The 19001-nt window shown below is 69.3% G+C and carries 16 protein-coding genes and 2 tRNA genes; 12 read left to right on the top strand and 6 right to left on the bottom strand.

Features of this window, described 5'->3' with window-relative positions:
• Positions 1–38 precede the first annotated feature (38 nt).
• A complete protein-coding gene (locus tag DAA40_RS03975) occupies positions 39–857 on the top strand; it encodes an SDR family oxidoreductase (RefSeq protein ID WP_106848388.1) in 819 nt (272 codons plus the stop codon).
• 64 nt (positions 858–921) lie between these two features.
• On the opposite strand, the gene DAA40_RS03970 is transcribed toward DAA40_RS03975, so the two are convergent.
• Together DAA40_RS03970 and orn are read right to left on the bottom strand one after the other, a co-directional pair.
• Positions 922–997 (bottom strand) — tRNA-His (locus DAA40_RS03970).
• A gap of 168 nt (positions 998–1165) precedes the next feature.
• Complete coding sequence (gene orn, locus DAA40_RS03965) at positions 1166–1822, bottom strand: oligoribonuclease (protein WP_106848387.1); 657 nt, start codon at positions 1820–1822, stop codon at positions 1166–1168.
• Between the two features lie 32 nt (positions 1823–1854).
• Between orn and DAA40_RS03960 the strand changes: the two genes are divergently transcribed.
• Entirely contained in the window at positions 1855–3504 is a 1650-nt protein-coding gene (locus DAA40_RS03960) for a helicase HerA-like domain-containing protein (RefSeq protein ID WP_234356229.1), read from the top strand.
• Between the two features lie 63 nt (positions 3505–3567).
• On the top strand, positions 3568–4590 hold the full coding sequence (locus DAA40_RS03955) for a hypothetical protein (RefSeq protein WP_106848385.1): 1023 nt from the start codon (positions 3568–3570) through the stop codon (positions 4588–4590).
• 69 nt (positions 4591–4659) lie between these two features.
• Here the strand turns inward: DAA40_RS03955 and DAA40_RS03950 are convergent, their stop codons facing one another.
• Entirely contained in the window at positions 4660–4959 is a 300-nt protein-coding gene (locus tag DAA40_RS03950) for a GlsB/YeaQ/YmgE family stress response membrane protein (protein ID WP_106848384.1), read from the bottom strand.
• A 255-nt stretch (positions 4960–5214) separates the two neighbouring features.
• Between DAA40_RS03950 and DAA40_RS03945 the strand changes: the two genes are divergently transcribed.
• Positions 5215–6069 (top strand): DMT family transporter, encoded by an 855-nt coding sequence (locus DAA40_RS03945; RefSeq protein ID WP_106848383.1) that lies wholly within the window; start codon positions 5215–5217, stop codon positions 6067–6069.
• Between the two features lie 15 nt (positions 6070–6084).
• On the opposite strand, the gene DAA40_RS03940 is transcribed toward DAA40_RS03945, so the two are convergent.
• A tRNA-Arg gene (locus tag DAA40_RS03940) sits at positions 6085–6157 on the bottom strand.
• A gap of 53 nt (positions 6158–6210) precedes the next feature.
• Between DAA40_RS03940 and DAA40_RS03935 the strand changes: the two genes are divergently transcribed.
• From DAA40_RS03935 to DAA40_RS03925, 3 genes are read left to right on the top strand one after another with little or no spacing between them, the layout of a single operon-like run.
• The gene (locus DAA40_RS03935) at positions 6211–6471 is read left to right on the top strand and encodes a hypothetical protein (RefSeq protein ID WP_106848382.1); all 261 of its coding nucleotides are present in this window, start codon (positions 6211–6213) and stop codon (positions 6469–6471) included.
• Between the two features lie 25 nt (positions 6472–6496).
• The gene (locus DAA40_RS03930) at positions 6497–6742 is read left to right on the top strand and encodes an acyl carrier protein (RefSeq protein ID WP_106848381.1); all 246 of its coding nucleotides are present in this window, start codon (positions 6497–6499) and stop codon (positions 6740–6742) included.
• Positions 6742–7941 carry a beta-ketoacyl synthase gene (locus DAA40_RS03925; RefSeq protein ID WP_199849497.1) on the top strand — a complete coding sequence of 400 codons (1200 nt, stop codon included), beginning with the start codon at positions 6742–6744 and terminating at the stop codon, positions 7939–7941. Before DAA40_RS03930 ends, DAA40_RS03925 begins: the two co-directional genes overlap by 1 nt.
• A 27-nt stretch (positions 7942–7968) precedes the next feature.
• Here DAA40_RS03925 and DAA40_RS16080 read toward each other — a convergent pair whose 3' ends face one another.
• Positions 7969–9240, bottom strand: a complete 1272-nt coding sequence (locus tag DAA40_RS16080; protein WP_158716221.1) for a lipopolysaccharide biosynthesis protein — start codon at positions 9238–9240, stop codon at positions 7969–7971.
• A 141-nt stretch (positions 9241–9381) separates the two neighbouring features.
• Between DAA40_RS16080 and DAA40_RS16075 the strand changes: the two genes are divergently transcribed.
• The gene (locus tag DAA40_RS16075; RefSeq protein ID WP_158716220.1) at positions 9382–10611 is read left to right on the top strand and encodes a glycosyltransferase family 4 protein; all 1230 of its coding nucleotides are present in this window, start codon (positions 9382–9384) and stop codon (positions 10609–10611) included.
• A 5-nt stretch (positions 10612–10616) separates the two neighbouring features.
• The gene (locus DAA40_RS03910) at positions 10617–11876 is read left to right on the top strand and encodes an acyltransferase (protein WP_106848377.1); all 1260 of its coding nucleotides are present in this window, start codon (positions 10617–10619) and stop codon (positions 11874–11876) included.
• On the opposite strand, the gene DAA40_RS03905 is transcribed toward DAA40_RS03910, so the two are convergent.
• Positions 11813–15943 (bottom strand): alpha-(1->3)-arabinofuranosyltransferase family protein, encoded by a 4131-nt coding sequence (locus tag DAA40_RS03905; protein WP_106848376.1) that lies wholly within the window; start codon positions 15941–15943, stop codon positions 11813–11815. The genes DAA40_RS03910 and DAA40_RS03905 overlap by 64 nt on opposite strands.
• A 38-nt stretch (positions 15944–15981) precedes the next feature.
• Here DAA40_RS03905 and DAA40_RS03900 point away from each other — a divergent pair, with 38 nt between their 5' ends.
• The 3 genes from DAA40_RS03900 to DAA40_RS03895 are packed head-to-tail and all read left to right on the top strand — an operon-like array spanning position 15982 to position 18998.
• Positions 15982–17697 (top strand): hypothetical protein, encoded by a 1716-nt coding sequence (locus tag DAA40_RS03900; protein WP_158716219.1) that lies wholly within the window; start codon positions 15982–15984, stop codon positions 17695–17697.
• A 58-nt stretch (positions 17698–17755) separates the two neighbouring features.
• Positions 17756–17908, top strand: coding sequence for a hypothetical protein (locus tag DAA40_RS16070; RefSeq protein ID WP_158716218.1), 153 nt, complete (start codon positions 17756–17758; stop codon positions 17906–17908).
• A gap of 55 nt (positions 17909–17963) precedes the next feature.
• Positions 17964–18998, top strand: coding sequence for a DUF3068 domain-containing protein (locus tag DAA40_RS03895; RefSeq protein WP_158716217.1), 1035 nt, complete (start codon positions 17964–17966; stop codon positions 18996–18998).
• Positions 18999–19001: the final 3 nt, after the last annotated feature.

The raw sequence follows: 19001 nt of genomic DNA, 5'->3' as shown, positions 1-19001 counted from the left end.
CGGCTGCACCCTCCGCAGATCAACCCGAAGAGGTGTTTATGAACGGATTGTCTCGCCCTGCGCTTCCGCTGCGTGGTCGCAATGTAGTGGTCACCGGGGTGAGCCGCCGCGCGGGCATTGGCTACGCGACCGCGTGCCGGCTGGCGGCGTACGGCGCCAGCGTCTTCTGTCACCACTTCGCACCACACGATCATCAGCAGCCTTGGGGTGGCGATGACATCGGCGCTGTGCTGGACGGCGTCCGCAAGCATCTCACCGAAGGGGCCCAGATCGCAGACATGGGCGCGGATCTCGCTGATCCGGATGCACCCGAGCGTGTTATCGCGCATGCTGTCGCGGCTCTCGGGAGGGTCGACGCGCTGGTCTGCAATCAGGCGCTGAGCGGATCGGACGGCGCCCTGGGGCAACTGAGTGCTGACTACCTCGATCGCCACTGGGCGGTCGATGCGCGAGCGTCGATTCTGCTCGCGCAGGCATACCTCCGCCATCATGAGGAAGGTCGCGACGGCTCGATCGTATTCCTGACGTCCGGACAGGCGCACGGCCCCATGCCGGGTGAGATCGCCTATGCAGCGGCGAAAGCGGCAATCGCGGGCGTCACATTGACCATCGCCGACCAGCTCGCGGATCGCGGCATCCGTGTCAACACAGTCAATCCCGGGCCGGTGGACACCGGCTACCTCTCCAACGAGATGTGGAAGGCGGTGGCGCCGATGTTCCCAGCCGGACGATTCGGGAAGCCCGACGACCCGGCGCGACTGATGGCCTGGCTCGTCACGGACGAGGCTGCCTGGATCACTGGCCAGGTGATCAGCAGCGAAGGCGGCTTCGCTCGGTGGCGGGCCGGCAGCGAGTGAATTCGGACGGGCGCTGAAGATGTGCTGACGCGACCGGCCCCGGCGGGAAGCCGGGGCCGGTACATGGGGTGAGTAACGGGACTCGAACCCGCGACATCTGCGACCACAACGCAGCGCTCTACCAGCTGAGCTATACCCACCATTGTCACGTCACGCGCACATGCGCGATCTGCGACGTCTAAGAATAGCGGACGCCGGCCGCCCGGGCGACCGTGGGGCGTCCGGTCCGGGGATCCGACGTGCGGGCATTGTCGTACTCTGGCGCTCTGCCCGCTTCGCGGTCGTCGACGAGCGTGGGTGCTGCGCGGTCACGAACGAGCGTGGGGTGCCCCGTGATCACCGGCGGGCGTGCGGTCAGGGGCGAGACTGAGCGCGACCTGCTTGGCCTCCTCGCTGGAGGGGCCGGGCAGTGGGACGAAGACCGTCTCCCGGTAGTAGCGCAGCTCGGTCACCGACTCGAGGATGTCGGCCAGCGCGCGATGCGCCAGCCCCTTCTCGGGCTTGTTGTAGTAGGCCCGTGGATACCAGCGGCGGGTGAGCTCCTTGATCGAGGAGACGTCGATCATCCGGTAGTGCAGCATCTCGTTCACGCGCGGCATGTCGCGGGCGATGAACCCGCGGTCGACCCCGATCGAGTTGCCGCATAGCGGCACGGTGCCGTGGGTCTTGATGTGCTTGCTCAGGTAGTCGACGACGAGCTGCTCGGCCTGTTCCAGCGACACGGTGGAGCGCCGGACCTCGTCGGTCAGCCCGCTGGCGGCGTGCATCTCGACCACCACTGGCGGCATCGACTCCAGCATCTCGTCGGTGGTGTGGATGACGATGTCGATGCCCTCGTCGAGCACGTTGAGATCGCCGTCGGTGACCACGGCGGCTACCTCGATCAAGGCGTCGTGATCGAGCCGCAGGCCGGTCATCTCACAGTCGATCCACGCCAGCAGATCGGAGTTCGCAGAGTCGTTCATGGCGCCCAGCCTAGGCCGTTAGGCTGACGGTCGTGTCAACCGGCGCCGGGCAGCGGCGCGCCACCGAAGGGACCCGCATGAGCGAGCGCGATCAGCACGCAGACCAGCAAGGGCGGGCGTCGTCGTCCGGCCCTCGCGCCGAGGACGCCGCCCGCATCTCCGCCGGATACGCCTCCGACGGCGAGGCGCTGCGACTGGGTGCGGTCATGCTCGACGGGCAGGTGTATGGCGAGGCGCCGATCCGGATCCCGTTGGCGATGATGAACCGCCACGGCCTGATCGCGGGCGCGACCGGCACCGGAAAGACCCGCACGCTGCAGCTGCTGGCCGAGCAGCTCTCGGACGCCGGCGTCCCGGTGTTCGCCGCAGACATCAAGTCCGATCTGTCCGGGCTGGCGCAAGCCGGCGCGTCGAACGCCAAGATCGCCGAGCGCACCGCTCAGGTACGTGACGATTGGACGCCGACCACCTACCCGGTGGAGTTCTTCTCGCTCGGCGGTGACAAGACGCAGGGCAGCCCGCTCCGGGCGACCGTCACGAGCTTCGGTCCGCTGCTGTTGTCGAAGGTTCTCGGGCTGAACGAGACGCAGGAGTCCTCCCTACAGCTGATGTTCCACTGGGCCGACACCAACGGCCTGCCGCTGCTGGACCTGAAGGACCTCCGTTCGGTGATCACCTTCCTGACCAGCGCCGAGGGCAAGAGCCAGCTCGAGGGCATCGGTGGAGTGTCGAAGGCGACCGCCGGAGTGATCCTGCGGCAGCTGTCGGCGCTGGCCACCAGCGGAGCCGAGGAGTTCTTTGGCGAGCCGGAGTTCGACACCCGCGACCTGCTGCAGACCCGCGGCACCCAAGGCGTCATCAGCCTGATCGAGCTGGTGAAGGTGCAGAATCGCCCCGAGCTGTTCTCCACCTTCCTGATGTGGCTGCTGGCCGACCTGTACAACGATCTGCCCGAGGTGGGCGACACCGACAAGCCGAAGCTGGTCTTCTTCTTCGACGAGGCGCACCTGCTGTTCAACGGTGCGTCGAAAGCCTTCCTTCAGCAGGTCACCCAGACGGTACGGCTGATCCGCTCGAAGGGCGTCGGCGTCTTCTTCGTGACCCAGCAGCCCACGGACGTCCCGGACGACGTCCTCGCGCAGCTCGGCAACCGCGTGCAGCACGCGCTGCGTGCCTTCACCCCGGACGACGCGGCAGCACTCGCCAAGACGGTGAAGACCTACCCCAAGACCGAGGATTACGACCTCGCGCACGACCTCACCCAGCTGGGCACCGGCGAGGCGGTCGTGACCGTGATGAGCGAGCGGGGCGCACCCACGCCGGTCGCGTGGACCCGGCTGCCGGCCCCGCGATCGTCGATGGCCCCCGCGGATCCCGCGCTGTTCAGCCAGCTGGTGACGGATTCGACGTTCATGAGCAAGTACGGCGAGGAGGTCGACCGGGACTCGGCGTACGAACGGCTCGCCGCCCGGACCCAGGGCACCGGCGAGGACGGCGAGCAGGCGCCGAAGCCCACGAGCAAGGCATCAGCAGACAGGAAGTCTGCGCCGAAGCGTGAGCCGAAGCCGGAGCCGAGCGCGGTCGAGAGGTTCTTCGAGAACGGCGCGGTCAAGCAGTTCATGCGCAGTGCCGCGGCAGCGATCGCTCGTAACATCTTCGGCACGGCTCGGCGAAGGCGGTAGCGGCCGCTTTCGACCCGTTCCTACACTTGACGCTTGGTTTGACGCCGACGTCAAGGAGGGCCCGTGTCCTCGGACTCGCCCCGCGAGAACGACTCCACCACTCCGGTCGACCGCCGCGCCGCCGTACGGCGGCTGGCGACGATCGTCGGGGTGGGTGCAGGAGCGGTCGCGCTGCCGGCGCTCACCCAGCCTGCCGAGGCCAAGCCAGGGGACGCCGTCCGCGCGGGCGCCAAGAACGACGCCGGAGACGCGCAGACCGCGCTCCAGGGCTCAGGCTCCACGCCCGTGCTGCGCGTGGAGAACACCCGCTCGAAGTCCGGGCCGGTCGGCGACTCGGTGGACCTGATCTCGCCGCAGCTCGAGCTCGGCGCTCCCGTCCCCGGCGCCAACCGTCCACAGGTACCCGACGTCCGCGGCCTGCCCCCGGGCGGAGTGGGCATTGCCGGCGGCATCGTCATGGTCGGGGCCGATCTGGGTCGGGACACCGCCTTTCCGGTGCAGGTGCACACCTCGGCGGTCGGCAACCTCGTGGTGCCGATCCCGCTGGCGGCGGCGACCGTGCTCGACACCGCCACGATGTCCGCTGACCAGCGCGCGCAGCTGCCCGCGGGGGCGTTCGACGGCGCGGGCCGGCTCGCGCCAGGCACCCGCACCCCGGTGAGCCTGCGCGGCCTGGTCAACAGCGAGAAGTTCGAACAGCACGTGCTCGCGTGTGTGAGCATCACGGCCGCGGGCGGGGACTTCAGTGGCGCGGTCAATGCCCACGCCGATGATCAGCTCCCCGGTGACGTCGTGGTGCTCTCCTATGCTGTGCTGCCTCCCGAGGTGACCGCGAACGGCCAGCCGTTCGCGCTGCCCGCGACGGCGTCCGCGATAGCCCCGCTCGACCAGGTCGATCGGCTATGGATCTCGGTCAGCACCGCCACCCACGTGAAGCTGCAGGTGAGCGCGGTGATCGTGCCGGACCACAGCGTTCTGGTCGAGCCGGCCGAGCCGAGCGCCGGGCTGAGCGATACCGCTCGACGCGGCGCACTGCAGCGCCAGGCGGTGCGTGAGATGACCGCCTCCCAGCCCAACGCCAAGTAGCCCGCTTCCGACACAACGAAGGAGGCCCGGCACCCGCGTGGGTGCCGGGCCTCCGGTCGAGGCGATGCCTTAGCGGCGGACGGAACCCGCCGAGCGTCCCTTGACGGCGCGCCAGATCAGCAGCGCGATGATGGCGCCGATGATCGAGCCGATGATGCCCGAGGTCTGCAGGTAACCCTCGCCGAAGCCCTTGCCCTCATTTTTGAAGATCAGCCAGCCGAGGAAGCCGCCGATGACGGAGCCGACGATGCCGAGGATGATGGTCTGGCCGATGCTCATCGCATCCTTGCCCGGAACGACCGCGCGAGCGATGAAGCCGGCGATGGCGCCGATGACCAGAAGAACCAGAATTGCCCAGAGTGTGCTCATTGACAATCTCCTTCTACTTAAGTGGGAGTTCTGTCTCCCCGAACGGGAGCAGGTTTGCTCCCCTCTAGGAGCCGGGGGCTTGACTCACCATGTAAACCCGAGGTTATTGGCTCCCATTCCCCGATCATCGGTTATTTGGCCTTCCAAGACGAACATTCGGCAGATCGTTATGTCCTGGTAACTATTGCCCGCCGGCGATCCGCAACCGCACCCCACCGCGATGAACCCGCTTCGGACGCCGGATAATGGCCTCTCGTGACCGCCGTCCTCCTAGCCCTGACCTCGGCATTCGCGTACGGCTTGAGCGACTTCCTGTCCGGTGCGGCGAGCCGCACCACGCACTACGCGCGGGTGGCGCTGGTCACTCAACTTGTCATGACGGTCGCAACCTGGTCGGTGGCCGGGTTCTTCGGCGGATCGAGCACCGCCGCGTCCGTCGGTTGGGGACTCGCTGCCGGTCTGGGCTCCAGCCTCGGCACCGTGTTCCTGTACCGCGGCCTGGGGTCGGGGCAGATGAACGTCGTCGCTCCGCTGTCCGCCGCGACCGCCGCGGTCGTGCCGGTCGCGGTCGGATTGACGCTGGGAGAGCGGCCGTCCGCCTTGGTGCTGCTCGGCGTGGCGCTGATCATCCCGTCGATCTGGCTGATCTCGTCGGCGGCGCCGCAGCCGGGACGTCGCGGCCGGGCGGGTCAGGGTGCGATCGACGGCCTGCTCGCCGGCGTTGCGTTCGCGGTCAGCTTCATCGCGCTGGACCAGTCGCCGTCGGACGCCGGCCTGTGGCCCGCGGCGTACGCACAGCTGTCTGCGATGCTCGTGATCGCGGTAGCTGCGCTGCTGATCCTTCGCCGAGCAGGCCGCAGCGAGTCGCCCATGCCCAGGACAGCGATGCTGGCGGCTTTGGCAGCTGGCGTCCTGGGTTCGGTCGCGGTCGCGACCTTCCTGCTGGCCACCGGCTACGGCCTGCTGGTCGTGGTATCGGTGCTGACCTCGCTATATCCGGCGATCACCGTGCTGATGGCCAGGTTCCTGCTCGGCGAGAGCGCCACTGCGGCCCAGGTCGCGGGCTTCGCGCTCGCGGCGGCGGGCGTGGTGCTGGTGACGATCGGATGAAGTCGGTCGCCCCGGCGCGCCCGGCAGGGATCGAACCTGCGACCTGCCGCTTAGAAGGCGGTTGCTCTATCCGCTGAGCTACGGGCGCGTACGGCGCGAGCGCCGCCGGATCATTGTAGGCGCGCCCACTAGGATGGGCTCATGTCACGTCGCGCCATCATGGCCATCGCTATCGCTCTCGCCTGTCTGCTGGTCGTGTTCGTCGTCCTCTCCGTGGTGACGTCCAACGCGCAGTGGATCCTGTGGAGCGCCGTACCGCTGCTGCTGGCGCTCGGGTTCGTGCTGTCGGCGATCCGCGGCGAGACGCTCGGAGAGGGCAAGCGCCAGCGTGACGTCGTGATGGCCGAGCGCAAGGCCGCCGAGCGCAAGGCCAAGATCGCCGCCCGCGCCGCGGGCAAGTGAGCATCCCTAGTAGGAGGAGCCACCGATGACCATCACCGCCGAGCAAGTGCGCGCTGACGTCGCGCAGTACCTGCAGCTGGACCCGGACACGCTGACCGAGTACGCGCTGTTGACCGAGGACCTCGGTGTGGACTCGCTGACCGCGATCGAGATGTCGATCGAGCTCGAGGGTCGCTACGGCATCGACATCAGTGACGAGGAGCTGGCGGAGGTCGCGACCTACGGCGACCTCGAGAAGCTCGTGCTGGCGAAGGCCGGTGAGCAGGCATGATGGAATCGCGCGACGGCCGCCGCGTCGTCATCACCGGCCTCGGCGTGATCGCTCCGTGCGGCACGGGCCTGGAGGCCTTCTGGGAGGGCCTAGGCAAGCAGCCCGAACCCGCGGCGGAGCGGACGATCCCGGACTTCGATCCCAAGGAGCACGGTCTCAAGCACGCCGAGACGCGCCGTCTGGACCGCTTCGCCCAGCTCGCCTACGTGGCGGGCCGGATGGCGCTCGAGGATGCCTTCGGCGAGCAGGGCCCAGCCCAGTACGACGAGTGGAAGCGCGGTGTCGTCATGGGTACCGGCATCGGCGGGGCCCACGCGTGGGAGGCCAATGCCCAGGTCCTCGGCGAGAAGGGCGAGAAGGGCGTCTCGCCGCTCGTCGTCCCCATGGTCATGCCGAACGCCGGCGCGGCCGCAGCGTCGATGCGGCTGGGCTTCCGAGGCCCGGTCGAGACCATCGCGACCGCCTGCGCCTCCGGCACCCACTCCATCGCGCACGGCGCGAAGCTGGTCGCCTCGGGCCGCTGCGACGTCGTCCTCGCCGGCGGCTCGGAGTCCTGCCAGACCGGGGTGATGCGCGGCGGCTTCAACAACATGAAGGCCACCAGCAGCAGCGGCATCTCGCGGCCGTTCGACGTCCAGCGCGACGGGTTCTGCAGCGCAGAGGCCGCGGGCGTCCTCGTGCTGGAGGAGTACGCGGCGGCCAAGGCCCGCGGTGCCACGATCTACGCCGAGGTTCTCGGCAGCGGGTCGACCGCGGACGCCCACCACATCACCGCCCCTGACCCCGAGGGCAATGGCGCGTTCAACTGCATGCGGCTGGCCCTGGAGGACGCCGGCCTCGAGCCGTCGCAGATCACCCACATCAACGCCCACGGCACGTCCACGCCGCTGAACGACGCCGCCGAGAGCGCGGCTGTCGCGCGGATGTTCGGCACCGACCCGGGCCCGGCGATGACCTCGATCAAGGGCGTCACCGGCCACTCGCTCGGTGCCGCGGGCGCGATCGAGGGCGTCGCGCTGGCACTGACCTTCCATCACCGGAAGATCCCGCCGACGATGGGCACCAGCCAGGTCGATCCGAAGATCGAGACCGACATCGTCCTGGACTGGCGCGACTGGGATCCTGCTCCGGCGCTGAGCAACAGCTTCGCCTTCGGTGGGCACAACGGCTCGGTGATCTTCGGCCCGGTCCGGCCGTAGGCTCGCCCGGCGGCGACGCCAGCGCCGCTAGAACGAGTCAACCGTGCCCGGCACGATCTGCTTGGTGCCGTCGGCCGCCGCAGAGTCGGTGTCCTCGGCGGTCGGCCGGGTCGCCAGCGCGATGACCACTGCCGCGACCGTCGCCACGCTGACGATCACGGCGACGGTCGTGATGATGGTGACCGGAGTGTCAGACAGCCCCAAGGCGTAGAACGCGAGGATCTCCGCCGCGATGCACGCCCACACGATCGCCAGCCGGCCGCGGCGCAACACCGCCAGGCCGGCATAGATCGCGAACTGCATCACCGCCAGGCCACCACCCGCGAGGGCGAAGATCCACAGATCCTCGTCGAGGTCGGGGAACTTGTCGCCGGCGACGATCGTGCTCACCAGCCCACCGAGAACGGCGCATCCGGCGATGGTGGCCGCGGCGAGTCCGCCGACGGCCGCCAGGCCCTGCCGGGTCGCCGTACGGTGACGGGCCCAGTCCGACAGCGAGGCGAACAGCAGCGAGGTGACCGGCTGCGGCAGCCACAGCGCCGCGCGGAAGATGACATTGCCCGCGGCGTACCACCCGGCCTCCTCGCCGCTGAGCACATTGCGCGCGATCGTCATGTCGAGGCTGGACAGCAGTAGGAACACGCCATGTGCGTGAGCGGCGTGCACCGTTTCGATCAGCAGGCCCCGGACCGGCTGGCTGCCGTCCACGGGGGACTGGCCGATCAACCGGAGGGTGGGTCCGAGCATGACCGCGGCAGCCAGGGCCAGGCCCACCGCGGTGCCGAGCAGCGCGCCGGCCGAGCTGCGCGAGACGATCAGACCGGCGACGCCACCGGCCACGCGACCGACACCCATCAGCACTACGGCGATGCACAGCGTGCGCCACTGCCGGCGTCCTTGGGCCGCGCCCTGGGAGACGCCCAGCAGCACGAGGGCCGGCACGCACAGCGCGCCGCCGACGACTCCCCAGTAGCTCGGCAGGTGCAGAAAGCTCACGATCAGCGGAGAGACGAGCATGATCGCGCCCGCTCCGGCAATTCCGATCAGCACCGCGACCCGCATCAGCCGCGGCCCGACCGTGTCGGTCGCCGTCCGCCGGGCGACGACGGTCTGGATGGCGAAGCTCGGGATGGTGGCGATGACCACGAGATTCAGCAGCGCGAGGGTCTCGCCGAAGGTCGCCTTGTCGAGCAGGCGCGCGGAGAGCAGGAACAGTGCGTACGAAAGGACGTTCGCGATGATCGTCGCCGCGGGTACGAGAGTGCGCCAGGTCTTCTCCGACATCCTGCTAGCGCTCACGAGGTGAGAGTCTCCAGATCACGACGGATGAACAGGCTGGAAAGTGCTGGCGACGAATTCTACCGGCTGGTAACTTATCGCAGACGGAGTGGTGCGGGTCACGTGACCGGCGGCACTCGACCCTACGAGGAAGGTCCAGACGTGGTTGTTGCGTCCCTGCCAGCCTACGGCGTCGCGCCGAGCGAGGTTCTGGACCCGCTGCATAGTGGCGATGCGTCGCTGCTGGACGAGCAGACCGGGCTGGCCTTGGTCGGACGGCGGGTGGCGATCCTGAACTGGCGCGAACCCGGCCAGTCGGTCGCCGGTGGGGCCGAGGTGTACGCGTGGAACGTGGCCAAGGCACTCGTCGCCGCCGGCGCGTACGTCGACTTCTACAGCTCGCGCGAGCCTGGACAACCCAAACGGTCGGTCGTCGACGGCATCACGATCTACCGGCAGGGCGGCTTCTACGACGTCTACGCCCGAACCGCGCTGAAGGTCTGGCGTCGGCGCCATCACTACGACCTCGTCATCGACGCCGAGAATGGCGTGCCGTTCTTCGCTCCGCTGTATCTGCGGTCGGTGCCCGTGGTGCTGCTGCTGCATCACGTGCACCAGGACCAGTTCGGCGTCCATATGGGCCCGCTGCACACGTTCGTCGCCCGGTTCATCGAAGGCCGGCTCATGCCGTGGGCCTACAGCCGCCATGAGGCGATCGCAGTCTCGCCCTCGACCCGCGACAGCATGCGCAGGCGGCTGGGGTGGCGCGGTCCGATCGACGTCATCGAGAACGGGTCCCCGTCTCCGCGCCCGCACCGCGCCCAGGACCCTACGGCGGTCCTGCGAGTCTGTGCCCTTGGGCGGCTCGTCGCGCACAAGCGCGTCGACCGGGTCATCGAGGCGGTCTGCCAGCTGCACGCCCGCGGCGTACCGGTGCACCTGGACGTCGTGGGGCGCGGTTACGACGAGGAGATCCTGAACGACCTCGTCCGGGCGCGCGGGGCCGAGGAGCTCGTCACGATGCACGGCTTCCTCGACGAGGAGCGCAAGATCGAGGTGCTGCAGTCCGCCGACGTCCACGTCTGCTGGTCGGACGGTGAGGGCTGGGGACAGGTGGTGCTCGAGGCCGCGGCGGTGGGCGTCCCCACGATCGGACGCCGGGTCACCGGCCTGCAGGACGCCATCGTCGACGGCGTGACCGGATGGCTGGTCGACGACATCGACGGGCTGGCCGACGCGCTGCAGGCGGTACGTTCGCGCCTGGCCGACCCGCAGCAGCGGGCCGAGCTTGCCGCGGAATGCCGCATGCGCGCCTATGACTTCAGCTGGCCGCGGATGCAGCGCGCCGTCCGCGAGTACGTCGCGGCCCGGCTGATCACCTCGGCGGACTGACCCCCATGACGGCTCTCGAGTCGCGCACCATCCCGAGTCGTGACGCCGCCGATGTGGCGATGGAGCAGTCGGCTGGCGTCCTCGCGGCCGACCCGGACGCGCGGTCGTTCTTTCCTGCGCTGGACGGTGCCCGTGCCGTGGGAGCCATCATGGTCGTCGCCACCCACTGTGCGTTCCGGTCCGGGCAGTCCCTGGAGGGGACCTTCTGGTCGCACATCACCGCGCGCTTCACCTTCGGGGTCGCGCTGTTCTTCGTGCTGTCGGGCTTCCTGCTCTACCGCCCGTTCGCGGCGGTGGCCAACGGTAAGCGACGCCCGCATGTCGGCCGGTACCTGCGGCGCCGCGCGGCCCGCATCATCCCGCCGCTGTGGGTGTTCATCATCGTGATGCTGACCTGGGTGGAGAAGCCGAGGGGGACCTGGCAGGAGTACCTGAGCTTCCTGACCCTGAGCCACATGTTCAACGGCCTGGACAACCGGGCCGAGATGACGCACCTGTGGTCACTGAGCACCGAGGTCTCCTTCTACCTGCTGCTGCCGCTGCTGGGACTGCTGCTGGTCGGACGGCGCGGCCGGGGCTCACGCAGCTTCGCCCGGCAGGTGATCGGGATCGGTCTGCTCATCCTGTCCTCCTACGTGTTCCTGGTCGTGTGGTCGGTGGGCGTCATCAGCCACCCGCAGGCGCCGAGCTGGGTGTTCGCGTACTTCTCGTGGTTCGGCGGCGGCATGCTGCTCGCTGCGCTGTCGGTCGCCGGCAAAGCGTGGGTGAGCCGGTGGCGTGCGGGCCGGACGCTGCTGGCCTGGGCCGGGTCGCTGGGGCTGTGCTGGGGCATGGCGGTGGCGCTGTTCCTGCTGTCCACCTTGCCCTTCGGCAAGCCCTACGACCTCTCACCCGCTCGGCTGTCGCAGGTCGTCTGGGAGAACCTGCTGTACGGGCTGGCGGCCTTCTTCTTCCTGCTGCCGCTTGTGCTCGCCGAGCACAAGGGGGCCGATCGGGTGCTCTGCGGACGCGTGGGCAAGTTCCTCGGCGACATCTCGTACTCGACCTACCTCTGGCATGTCCCGCTGATCCTGGCCGCAGAGTGGCTCACCGGATCGGGGCTGTTCCAGGGTGGATTCCTGCTGCTGTTCGCGGTGACGCTCGGACTGACCATCGTTGTCTCGTCCGCGTCGTGGTTCCTCATCGAGCGTCCGGCGCTTCGCTATCTGTCCGGACGCCGCCAGGCCGCCACCGCCAGTACGCAGCAGGTCACGACTGCGCCGTAGGTCAGCAGCGCCGGCAGCATCTCGCGGTCTCGTTCGAGGATGCCGTCGCGGTCCGGGATCAGCACGTACGCCGTCGCCGCCAGCAGGAGCAGGCCGGGCAGTAACTGCGCGACCGGTCTGCTGAGCCAATGGCGTAGCCGAGGCACGCCCCAGATCAGCCCGATCCCGGCGATCAGCCCGAGCAGGCCCACGAGCTGATAGCCGAGCAATACGAGGCCGGCCGCACCGCCGATGCGGCCCAGCCGGCCCCAGGCGAGCTCCTCCGCGGGCGGCAGCGCCGCATCGCGGCGGAACGGGATCAGGCACAGGCCGCCGAGCACGAGCAGCAGCAGCCCGCCGCCCACGAGACCGGCGCGCACGGTCCCGGCCGGCTCGAAGACCAGCTCGACCACCCCGGTCGTGCCGGCCGGGACGACGTACGCCTGCTGCCAGCCGTTCACCGTGGTGGCTGCGAGAACCCGACCATCGACCGTCGCGCGCCAACCGGGATTGGCGTTCTCCGGGATGACCAGCAGGCTGTCGGCCGTGGCGTCGACCTGCACCATCCGATGCGTCGCGTCCCAGGACTGGATCTGCGCCGACCCCGCCGCGTCGGTATCGTCGACCGGGCCGAGCGGGGCACCCGGCGGATGCATGTCGATGCTCACCGGGGTAGCCACCGCCGTGCCGCTCACGACCACCTGGTTCGTGCCCGCCCGCAGGCTGGGCGAGCCCTCCCCGCACGCCGTGGCCGTGACCGGGAGCCCGGCGAGGACATCCGCTCGGTCGGCCGTGATCTCGGTCTGCAGCACGGTCCCGTTGATGCTGACGGCCGGTCCGTAGCCGCAAGGGATGACGACGGACTCGCTAGCCGCGGGGGCCGGGGCTCCGTTGACCGATAGCTGGGAGATGCCGGCGGGGAGGATGCCGCTGCGCAGATCGAACGAGCTCGTGCTCGTGCGCAGCTCCGCACTGCGGATCTGCACCCGAATCGAGGACGTCGTGATCTGCTGTCCGAACTCGACCTCGCCGTCTTCGGGAAGGGTGCCGGTCCAGATGAACTCGCCTGCGGTCACCCGCACGGTCCTCGGCTGGGGCAGCGGGTCGGACTCGTCGACCGTGATCTCGAGCCCGTCGGTGGTGACCGGCTCGGCGTAGTCGACCTGCAGCCAGGGTCGGGCGTCACCGGGCTCGGTCTGCCAGTACGTGCTCGGGTCGTCGTCCAGCGCACCGCCGCCCTGCACTCGCGGGTCCGCGCTGATCGTGCCGGAGGTCGTGACAGCTGGGGCGCTTCCGCCGGCCAGCAGCTGGTTGAGGGCTGGGCCGCGCTGGAGCAGTGCGGTGACCGCGAACTCGATCGAGCCACCTTCGACAAGGCTGAACTCGCGCGCGAACTCGTAGTGTTCCTCGCTGAGCAGCGTCGCCGCCGAGTCGCAGTAGGTGTGCTCCTCGACGGTGCGGCACTCGGGGCGCGCACCGGGGGAGCGCTCGAAGTGGACGTGGCTGGCTGCGTGCTCACCGGGGATGACGAGGTAGCGCTGGGGCAGGACGGCGGAGAACTTCAGGTCGCTGATCGCGAAGTAGGTTCCCACGGCGTCCGCTCGGTCCAGGACGGCGGCCTGGACGGTCAGGAAGGAGGTCTCGGGGACGTCGATCGCCACGAACTGCGACTCGTCGTTGGGCTGCACGGAGACGCGAGTCGTCCCGGCGTCCGTGGTGATGTTAAGTGCGGTGGGGTACGCCAGCAGGTCCGGTGGGAACTTCATGGTGAAGCCCGAACCGGACCAGGTGCCGTCGAAGTCGACCCGCAGCGCCTCCCCGATCGCTCCCAACGCCGAGGCCGAGTACCACGCGGTCACCGGTGACCCGTCCAGCGCGGACCAGGGGCCGTTGAGCGGGCTGGAGTTGGCCGCTGCGTAGATGCTGTCGCCCGACGACGTGGCGTACACGTCCTTGATGCCGGCGATCCGGAACCCCGACAACGGGGCGTCCGGTGGCAAGTAGTCGTAGGCGGCACGGGTTCCGAGGTAGCCCGAGCCGACGTTTAGCGTCTTCGACTTGGTGAACGAGCTGCCGAAGAATGCCTGCTGCTTGCGGATGCCGTCGGTGAGGAGACTGGGTCCGGTGGCGGGCAGGCTGTCGGTGGGGCCGAAGACGACGGTCGGCTGCGGACCGATCAAGTTGGCCAGCTGCGGCGAGAGATTGTCGCTGCTGCCGTTGGCCGTCACGACCTGATCGGCCGGCACCAGGCGCGCGGGTGTGGGCTGTGGGGTGACGGTCCAGATCTCGACAGCCGGCCGGGGCTGGGTCATCCCGCCGTCCATCAGATCGTTGTCGTCGCGCTCGAAGGTGGTGTCCGGGCCGAACGTGGTGGTCAGCTCGAACCCGGGGGAGGACGCCAAGGTCGCCCGCACGACCTCCCGCGGTGTGGCCGACGACGCGTACGAGTCAAGGTCGTTGCGCAGGACCACGTACCCGACGCCGGCGTTCGAGAGCGCCGCTGCGAGGTGCGGGTTCACGGTCCCGGCGGCGAGCTGGTGTTCGACGAGGTCCAGGAACCGGATGTAGCCGGCGGGGGTCAGCGGAATGCCGCTGCGCGTCGTCCACGGCGAGCTGGTCGCCGGCTGGAGGGGCTCATCCCCGGTGCGCCCCCACAGATAGGTAGGTGACGGGCTGCCGGGGACGACGAGGGCGCGCGCGCCGTCGGCGTTCTCATCCAGCCACTGCCCGGTCTGTGCCCACCAGGTGGTCGTGGCCGACGCGCGAGGCGATGCGGCCGACGACCCGGTGACCATGGGGGCGGCGTACGCCGCGGCCAGGCACAGCAGCACGAAGGTGGTGACTCGCTGGGCGCGGCGGCTCAGCCGCGGCGTCCGGCCGCCCCGGAGCCCGACGCCGGCGTACAGTCGGCGGACGGCGTACCCCACGCCGATCGCGACCGGCAGCCGGACGAGCGGGTCGAACTTGTGGATGTTCCGGAACGGAGCGAGCGGGCCGTCGAGAAGTGACTGCGTCCAGCTCGCCCACGCGGGGCCCCAGGTGCTGACGAACCCCAAGGACATGACGAGCATGCCCACGGCCAGGACGATCAGCAGGTAACGGCGGTGCAGTGCGGACCGCTGGGAGAGCCCCCAGAGCCCGAGGCCCAAGACCGCCACGGTCGCGGCGATGACCGCGGGAGCGGTCGCGATCGTCCATCCACCCGGCCAGGTGCCGGGCCCGAGGTAGGACACCCACTGCGTGGAGCCGCGCGCGATGTTGAAGGCGCTGAGCGGAGCGCTGGTGGTGCTCGCCCCCTCGATCCAGTCGAGGAACGGCGGGCTGTAGCGGCCCAGCACGAGCAGAGGGACTGCCCACCACGCCGAGGCCAGGGCGACGGCAAGCGCGAACCAGCGAGTCAGGATCCCGCGCCGCTTCGATCGGCGGCGGGTCAGCAGCCAGAGCGCCGGGACGGGAAGGATCGCCAGCGAGGCGGCGGCGTTCACGCCGCCGGCTAGCGCGAACGCCGCTCCCGCCAGGACGGCGCCGTGCCGGGGAGAGCCACTGCGGCTTGCGCGCACGAGCGGGATCATCATCAGCGGCAGCGCCACCATCGGCATGAGCTCGGACGAGATCGACGTCAGCTCGCTGATGACGCGCGGCGACAGGGCGTAGACGAGACCGGCGGCAATCTGCGGAACGAATCCGCGTACCCGCAGCTCGCGGGCCAGCCGGGTGGTCGCCAGGAAAGCGCCGCACACCAGTATCGATTCCCACAGCCGCTGCGCCGCCCAGGCGGGGATGCCGAGCGAGAACATCGCGCCGAAGGTCGGCCCCATCGGGAACAGATAGCCGTAGGCCTGGTTCTGCACCACACCGCCGTCCACCAGGGGGTTCCAGAAGACGGCGCCGCGTTGCAGGAACTCCCACGGGCTCACCACCAGATCGAGCTTCGTGTCGGTGGTGGCAAGGCCCGGTGACTGGCTGAAGACCAGGAAGGTCAGCAGCGCGCAGCCGAGGAGGAGCGCGAACCGCTGCCGGGATCTGCGCGCCTCTGCTGCACCCGGCGTTCGTCTGCGCTTACTCGGGAGGGTGGCGGTAGAGGTCATCGGGCGCCCGCCGTGCCGGCTACGGCTAGATTGTGCTGATGCCCGCCACGTCCCTCAGACGCCGCGCGTCGCCGCGTTGGCATCCGGTGGAGATCGGGGCCGTGGCGCTCATCGCGAGCTACCTGCTGTGGCCTGCACTTCGGCCCGGTGACCTGCTCGGTCGGGACATGGTCTTCACGCCGTACCCGAAGCTCGACCTGGCGGCGCTGGGTCTGGCCGACGGGTCGCCGCGCGCGGTGCCGCTCGACTCGGTCGTGGGCGTGGCCACGGCGATCTTCGGCTCGCAGCCGACCGGCCGACTCGCCCTGATCGGCACCGTTGTACTCGTTGCGAGCGGCGCCCGGGCCCTGGTGGCACGCGCTGTCCTGCCGGGCCGGCTGGCTGCGATCTCGCTCGCCCTGGTCAACCCCTTCGTGGTGGAGAGGCTGGCCATCGGGCAATGGCCGGTCGTCGCGGCGTACGGCGCCCTGGCGTGGCTGCTGATCGGCGTACGCCGGTTCCTCGACGGTGGGTCGGTGAGCTGGCTGCTGGCGGCGATCTGGATCGCGTCGCTGACGCCCACCGGCGGGCTGCTCGCCGCTGGCGTGGTGCTCATCGCCGCGGCGCTCGGCAACGGGCGGGTTCTGCGCAAGACGATCGCCGTCGCGCTGGCGCTGGTCGCTCAGGCGCCGTGGGTAGTGGCCGCGATCGCCAGCGGCGCCAGCCTGTCTGCTGATCCCGTGGGGGTCGAGGTGTTCCAGGCGCGTTCCGAACGGCCGGGACCGGTGCTGCTGACCCTCATGACAGGCGGCGGGATCTGGAACTCGCAGACCGCCGTCCCCTCGCAGAGTGGCCCGCTCGGCTGGGGATGGCTGCTGCTGGTCGTCGGCGTCCTGATAGCCGGCTGGAGCGGGCTGTCGCGGATGCTGGGCACGCTGCGCCGTCCGCTGGTCGTGGTGGGCCTCGGCGGCGTCCTGCTCGCGCTGCTGCCGGTTCTGCCGCTCGGCCAGGACCTGATGGAGTGGGCGAGCCGGGCGCTGCCCGGTGCCGGGCTGCTGCGGGACAGCCAGAAATGGATCGCGCCATGGGTGCTGCTGGTCGTGGTCGTCGCCGCGACCGCGGTGGATCGGCTGGCTCGATCGCTGCGACCGCCGGCGACCGGCTTCGCGGCGCTGGCGGCGATCACGGTGCCCCTGGCGCTGCTGCCGGATGCAACGGTGGTGCTCGGGCCCACCCTCCGGCCGGTCGGGTACAGCGAGGAATGGGACGACGTCCGCGCAGCCGTCCGGCCCGGCGATGTGACCCTGGTCCTTCCCCCAGGCAGCTACCGCAACTTCGGCTGGATGGACGAACGACCGGCGATCGATCCCGCGCCGCGGATGCTCCCGGGGGTAGTGATCGCCGACGACACCCTGATCGTGGGCGACACGCCGGTGGCGGGGGAGAGCGGGCGTGCGCGGGCGGCGTTTGCGGCCCTCGACGACGACGATCCGGTCGCCGCACTCGTCGGGCTCGGCGTCAGCCTGGTGCTCATCGAGCAGGACACCCCGGGCGCCTCGCTCGAGCTGCCCGGCACCGCCGTACACCGCGGTGATCAGCTGATTCTGGTGCGCATCAGCGAGTCCGGGGCGGACGAGGCGCGGGCAGTGCGCGCGGTCGCGGCGGTGGGTGCACACGGGCTCTACGCGCTCCTTCTCGTCGGTGCGTTCGTCAGTCAGTTCAGCAGATCGCGGGAAAAAACCCGCAAAAGGTCTCCCGAGACTACTGGCGAGTAACCTACTATGTCTCGTACGTCACGAGATGCGCATCACATCACCGACACGAAGGATCGTCATGTCCAACACAAACGGAGCCCGTTCGACGCTGATCGCCGCCGTCATCGGCATCGCGGCTGCGCTGCTGGCCGCGTTCGGTATCGCCTCCGCCGCCACCGGCTCGCAGGGCGACGCCCCCCGAAACGAGATCTCCCAGTACGGCGCGAACTGAGCGCCCACGCCTGAACCTGCGCGGACCAAGTCCCGCCGTACGAACTGGAGCCCCTGTGCCCGCTTTCACCGACAACGAGCCCCAGCACGCAGCTGACGGCCAGAGGCGCAAGCCCGGCATCCTCGCCCCGATCCTGATCGGACTCGGCGTGCTACTTCTTGCGCTCGCGATCCTGCTGCCCACGATGGTGCTCGGCATGGTCAAGAAGACGCCGCTCGACCCCGCCACTACGACGTCCATCGCCGAGGGCAAGGGAAAGATCTTCGACGCGGACGCCGGAGAGCTCGTCGAGTACGACAACATCCAAGCCACTCGCCTGGTGTCGATCGACACGAAGGCGTCCGACAGCGACGTCGCGGTCTTCCAGGCGACGCTGTGCGTGCGCAAGGAGCCCAAGTCCGGCGCGCCGGACGAGTGCGACTTCATGAACGACCCCGACATCCTGTCCTTCTCCTGTGACCGGGTCGCCACCAAGCGGTATGAGGCCACGGCGGTCAACGAGAAGAAGTACTTCGAGAACGTGAACAACGAGCCGACCGACTGCGAGGGGACCGACTACCCCGACCACCAGGGACTCACCTACAAGTTCCCGTTCGACGTGACCGCCGACGGCAACTACGAGATGAACGACGGTGACAGTGGGGGCGCGGTCAAGGCGGAGTATCAAGGCAAGGAGACGATCAAGGGCGTCGACGTCCTGCACTTCAAGGCCGAGTTCCCTGAGGCCGACACCAAGATCAAGGGCATCTTCCCCGGCACCATCCAGAACACCATCGAGTACTGGGTCGAGCCCACCACCGGCATGGTGATCAAGGGCGCCCAGCACCAGGTGCAGAAGTTCGAGAACGGGGATACCGCGGCTGACGTCCAGCTCGATTTCACCGAGGACAACGTCAACAGCAACGTCGCCAAGGCCAAGGACTCGCTCGGGCTGCTGAACATCGTCCAGCTGTGGGCTCCAATCGGAGCCGGCCTGATCGGGCTGTGCCTGATCGCGGCCGGTCTCATCCTGCGCAGCAAGCGGCGTCGGGACGATGAACAGGACCGCGAGTACGAGTACCAGCCGCCCGCCGCGTACGCCGGACGGTGACTG

It is taken from the genome of Blastococcus sp. Marseille-P5729 (assembly GCF_900292035.1).
In the GTDB taxonomy this organism is placed as follows: domain Bacteria; phylum Actinomycetota; class Actinomycetes; order Mycobacteriales; family Antricoccaceae; genus Cumulibacter.
The sequence above is the reverse complement of the archived record's forward strand: the minus strand, read 5'-3'. Positions and strand labels throughout refer to the sequence as shown.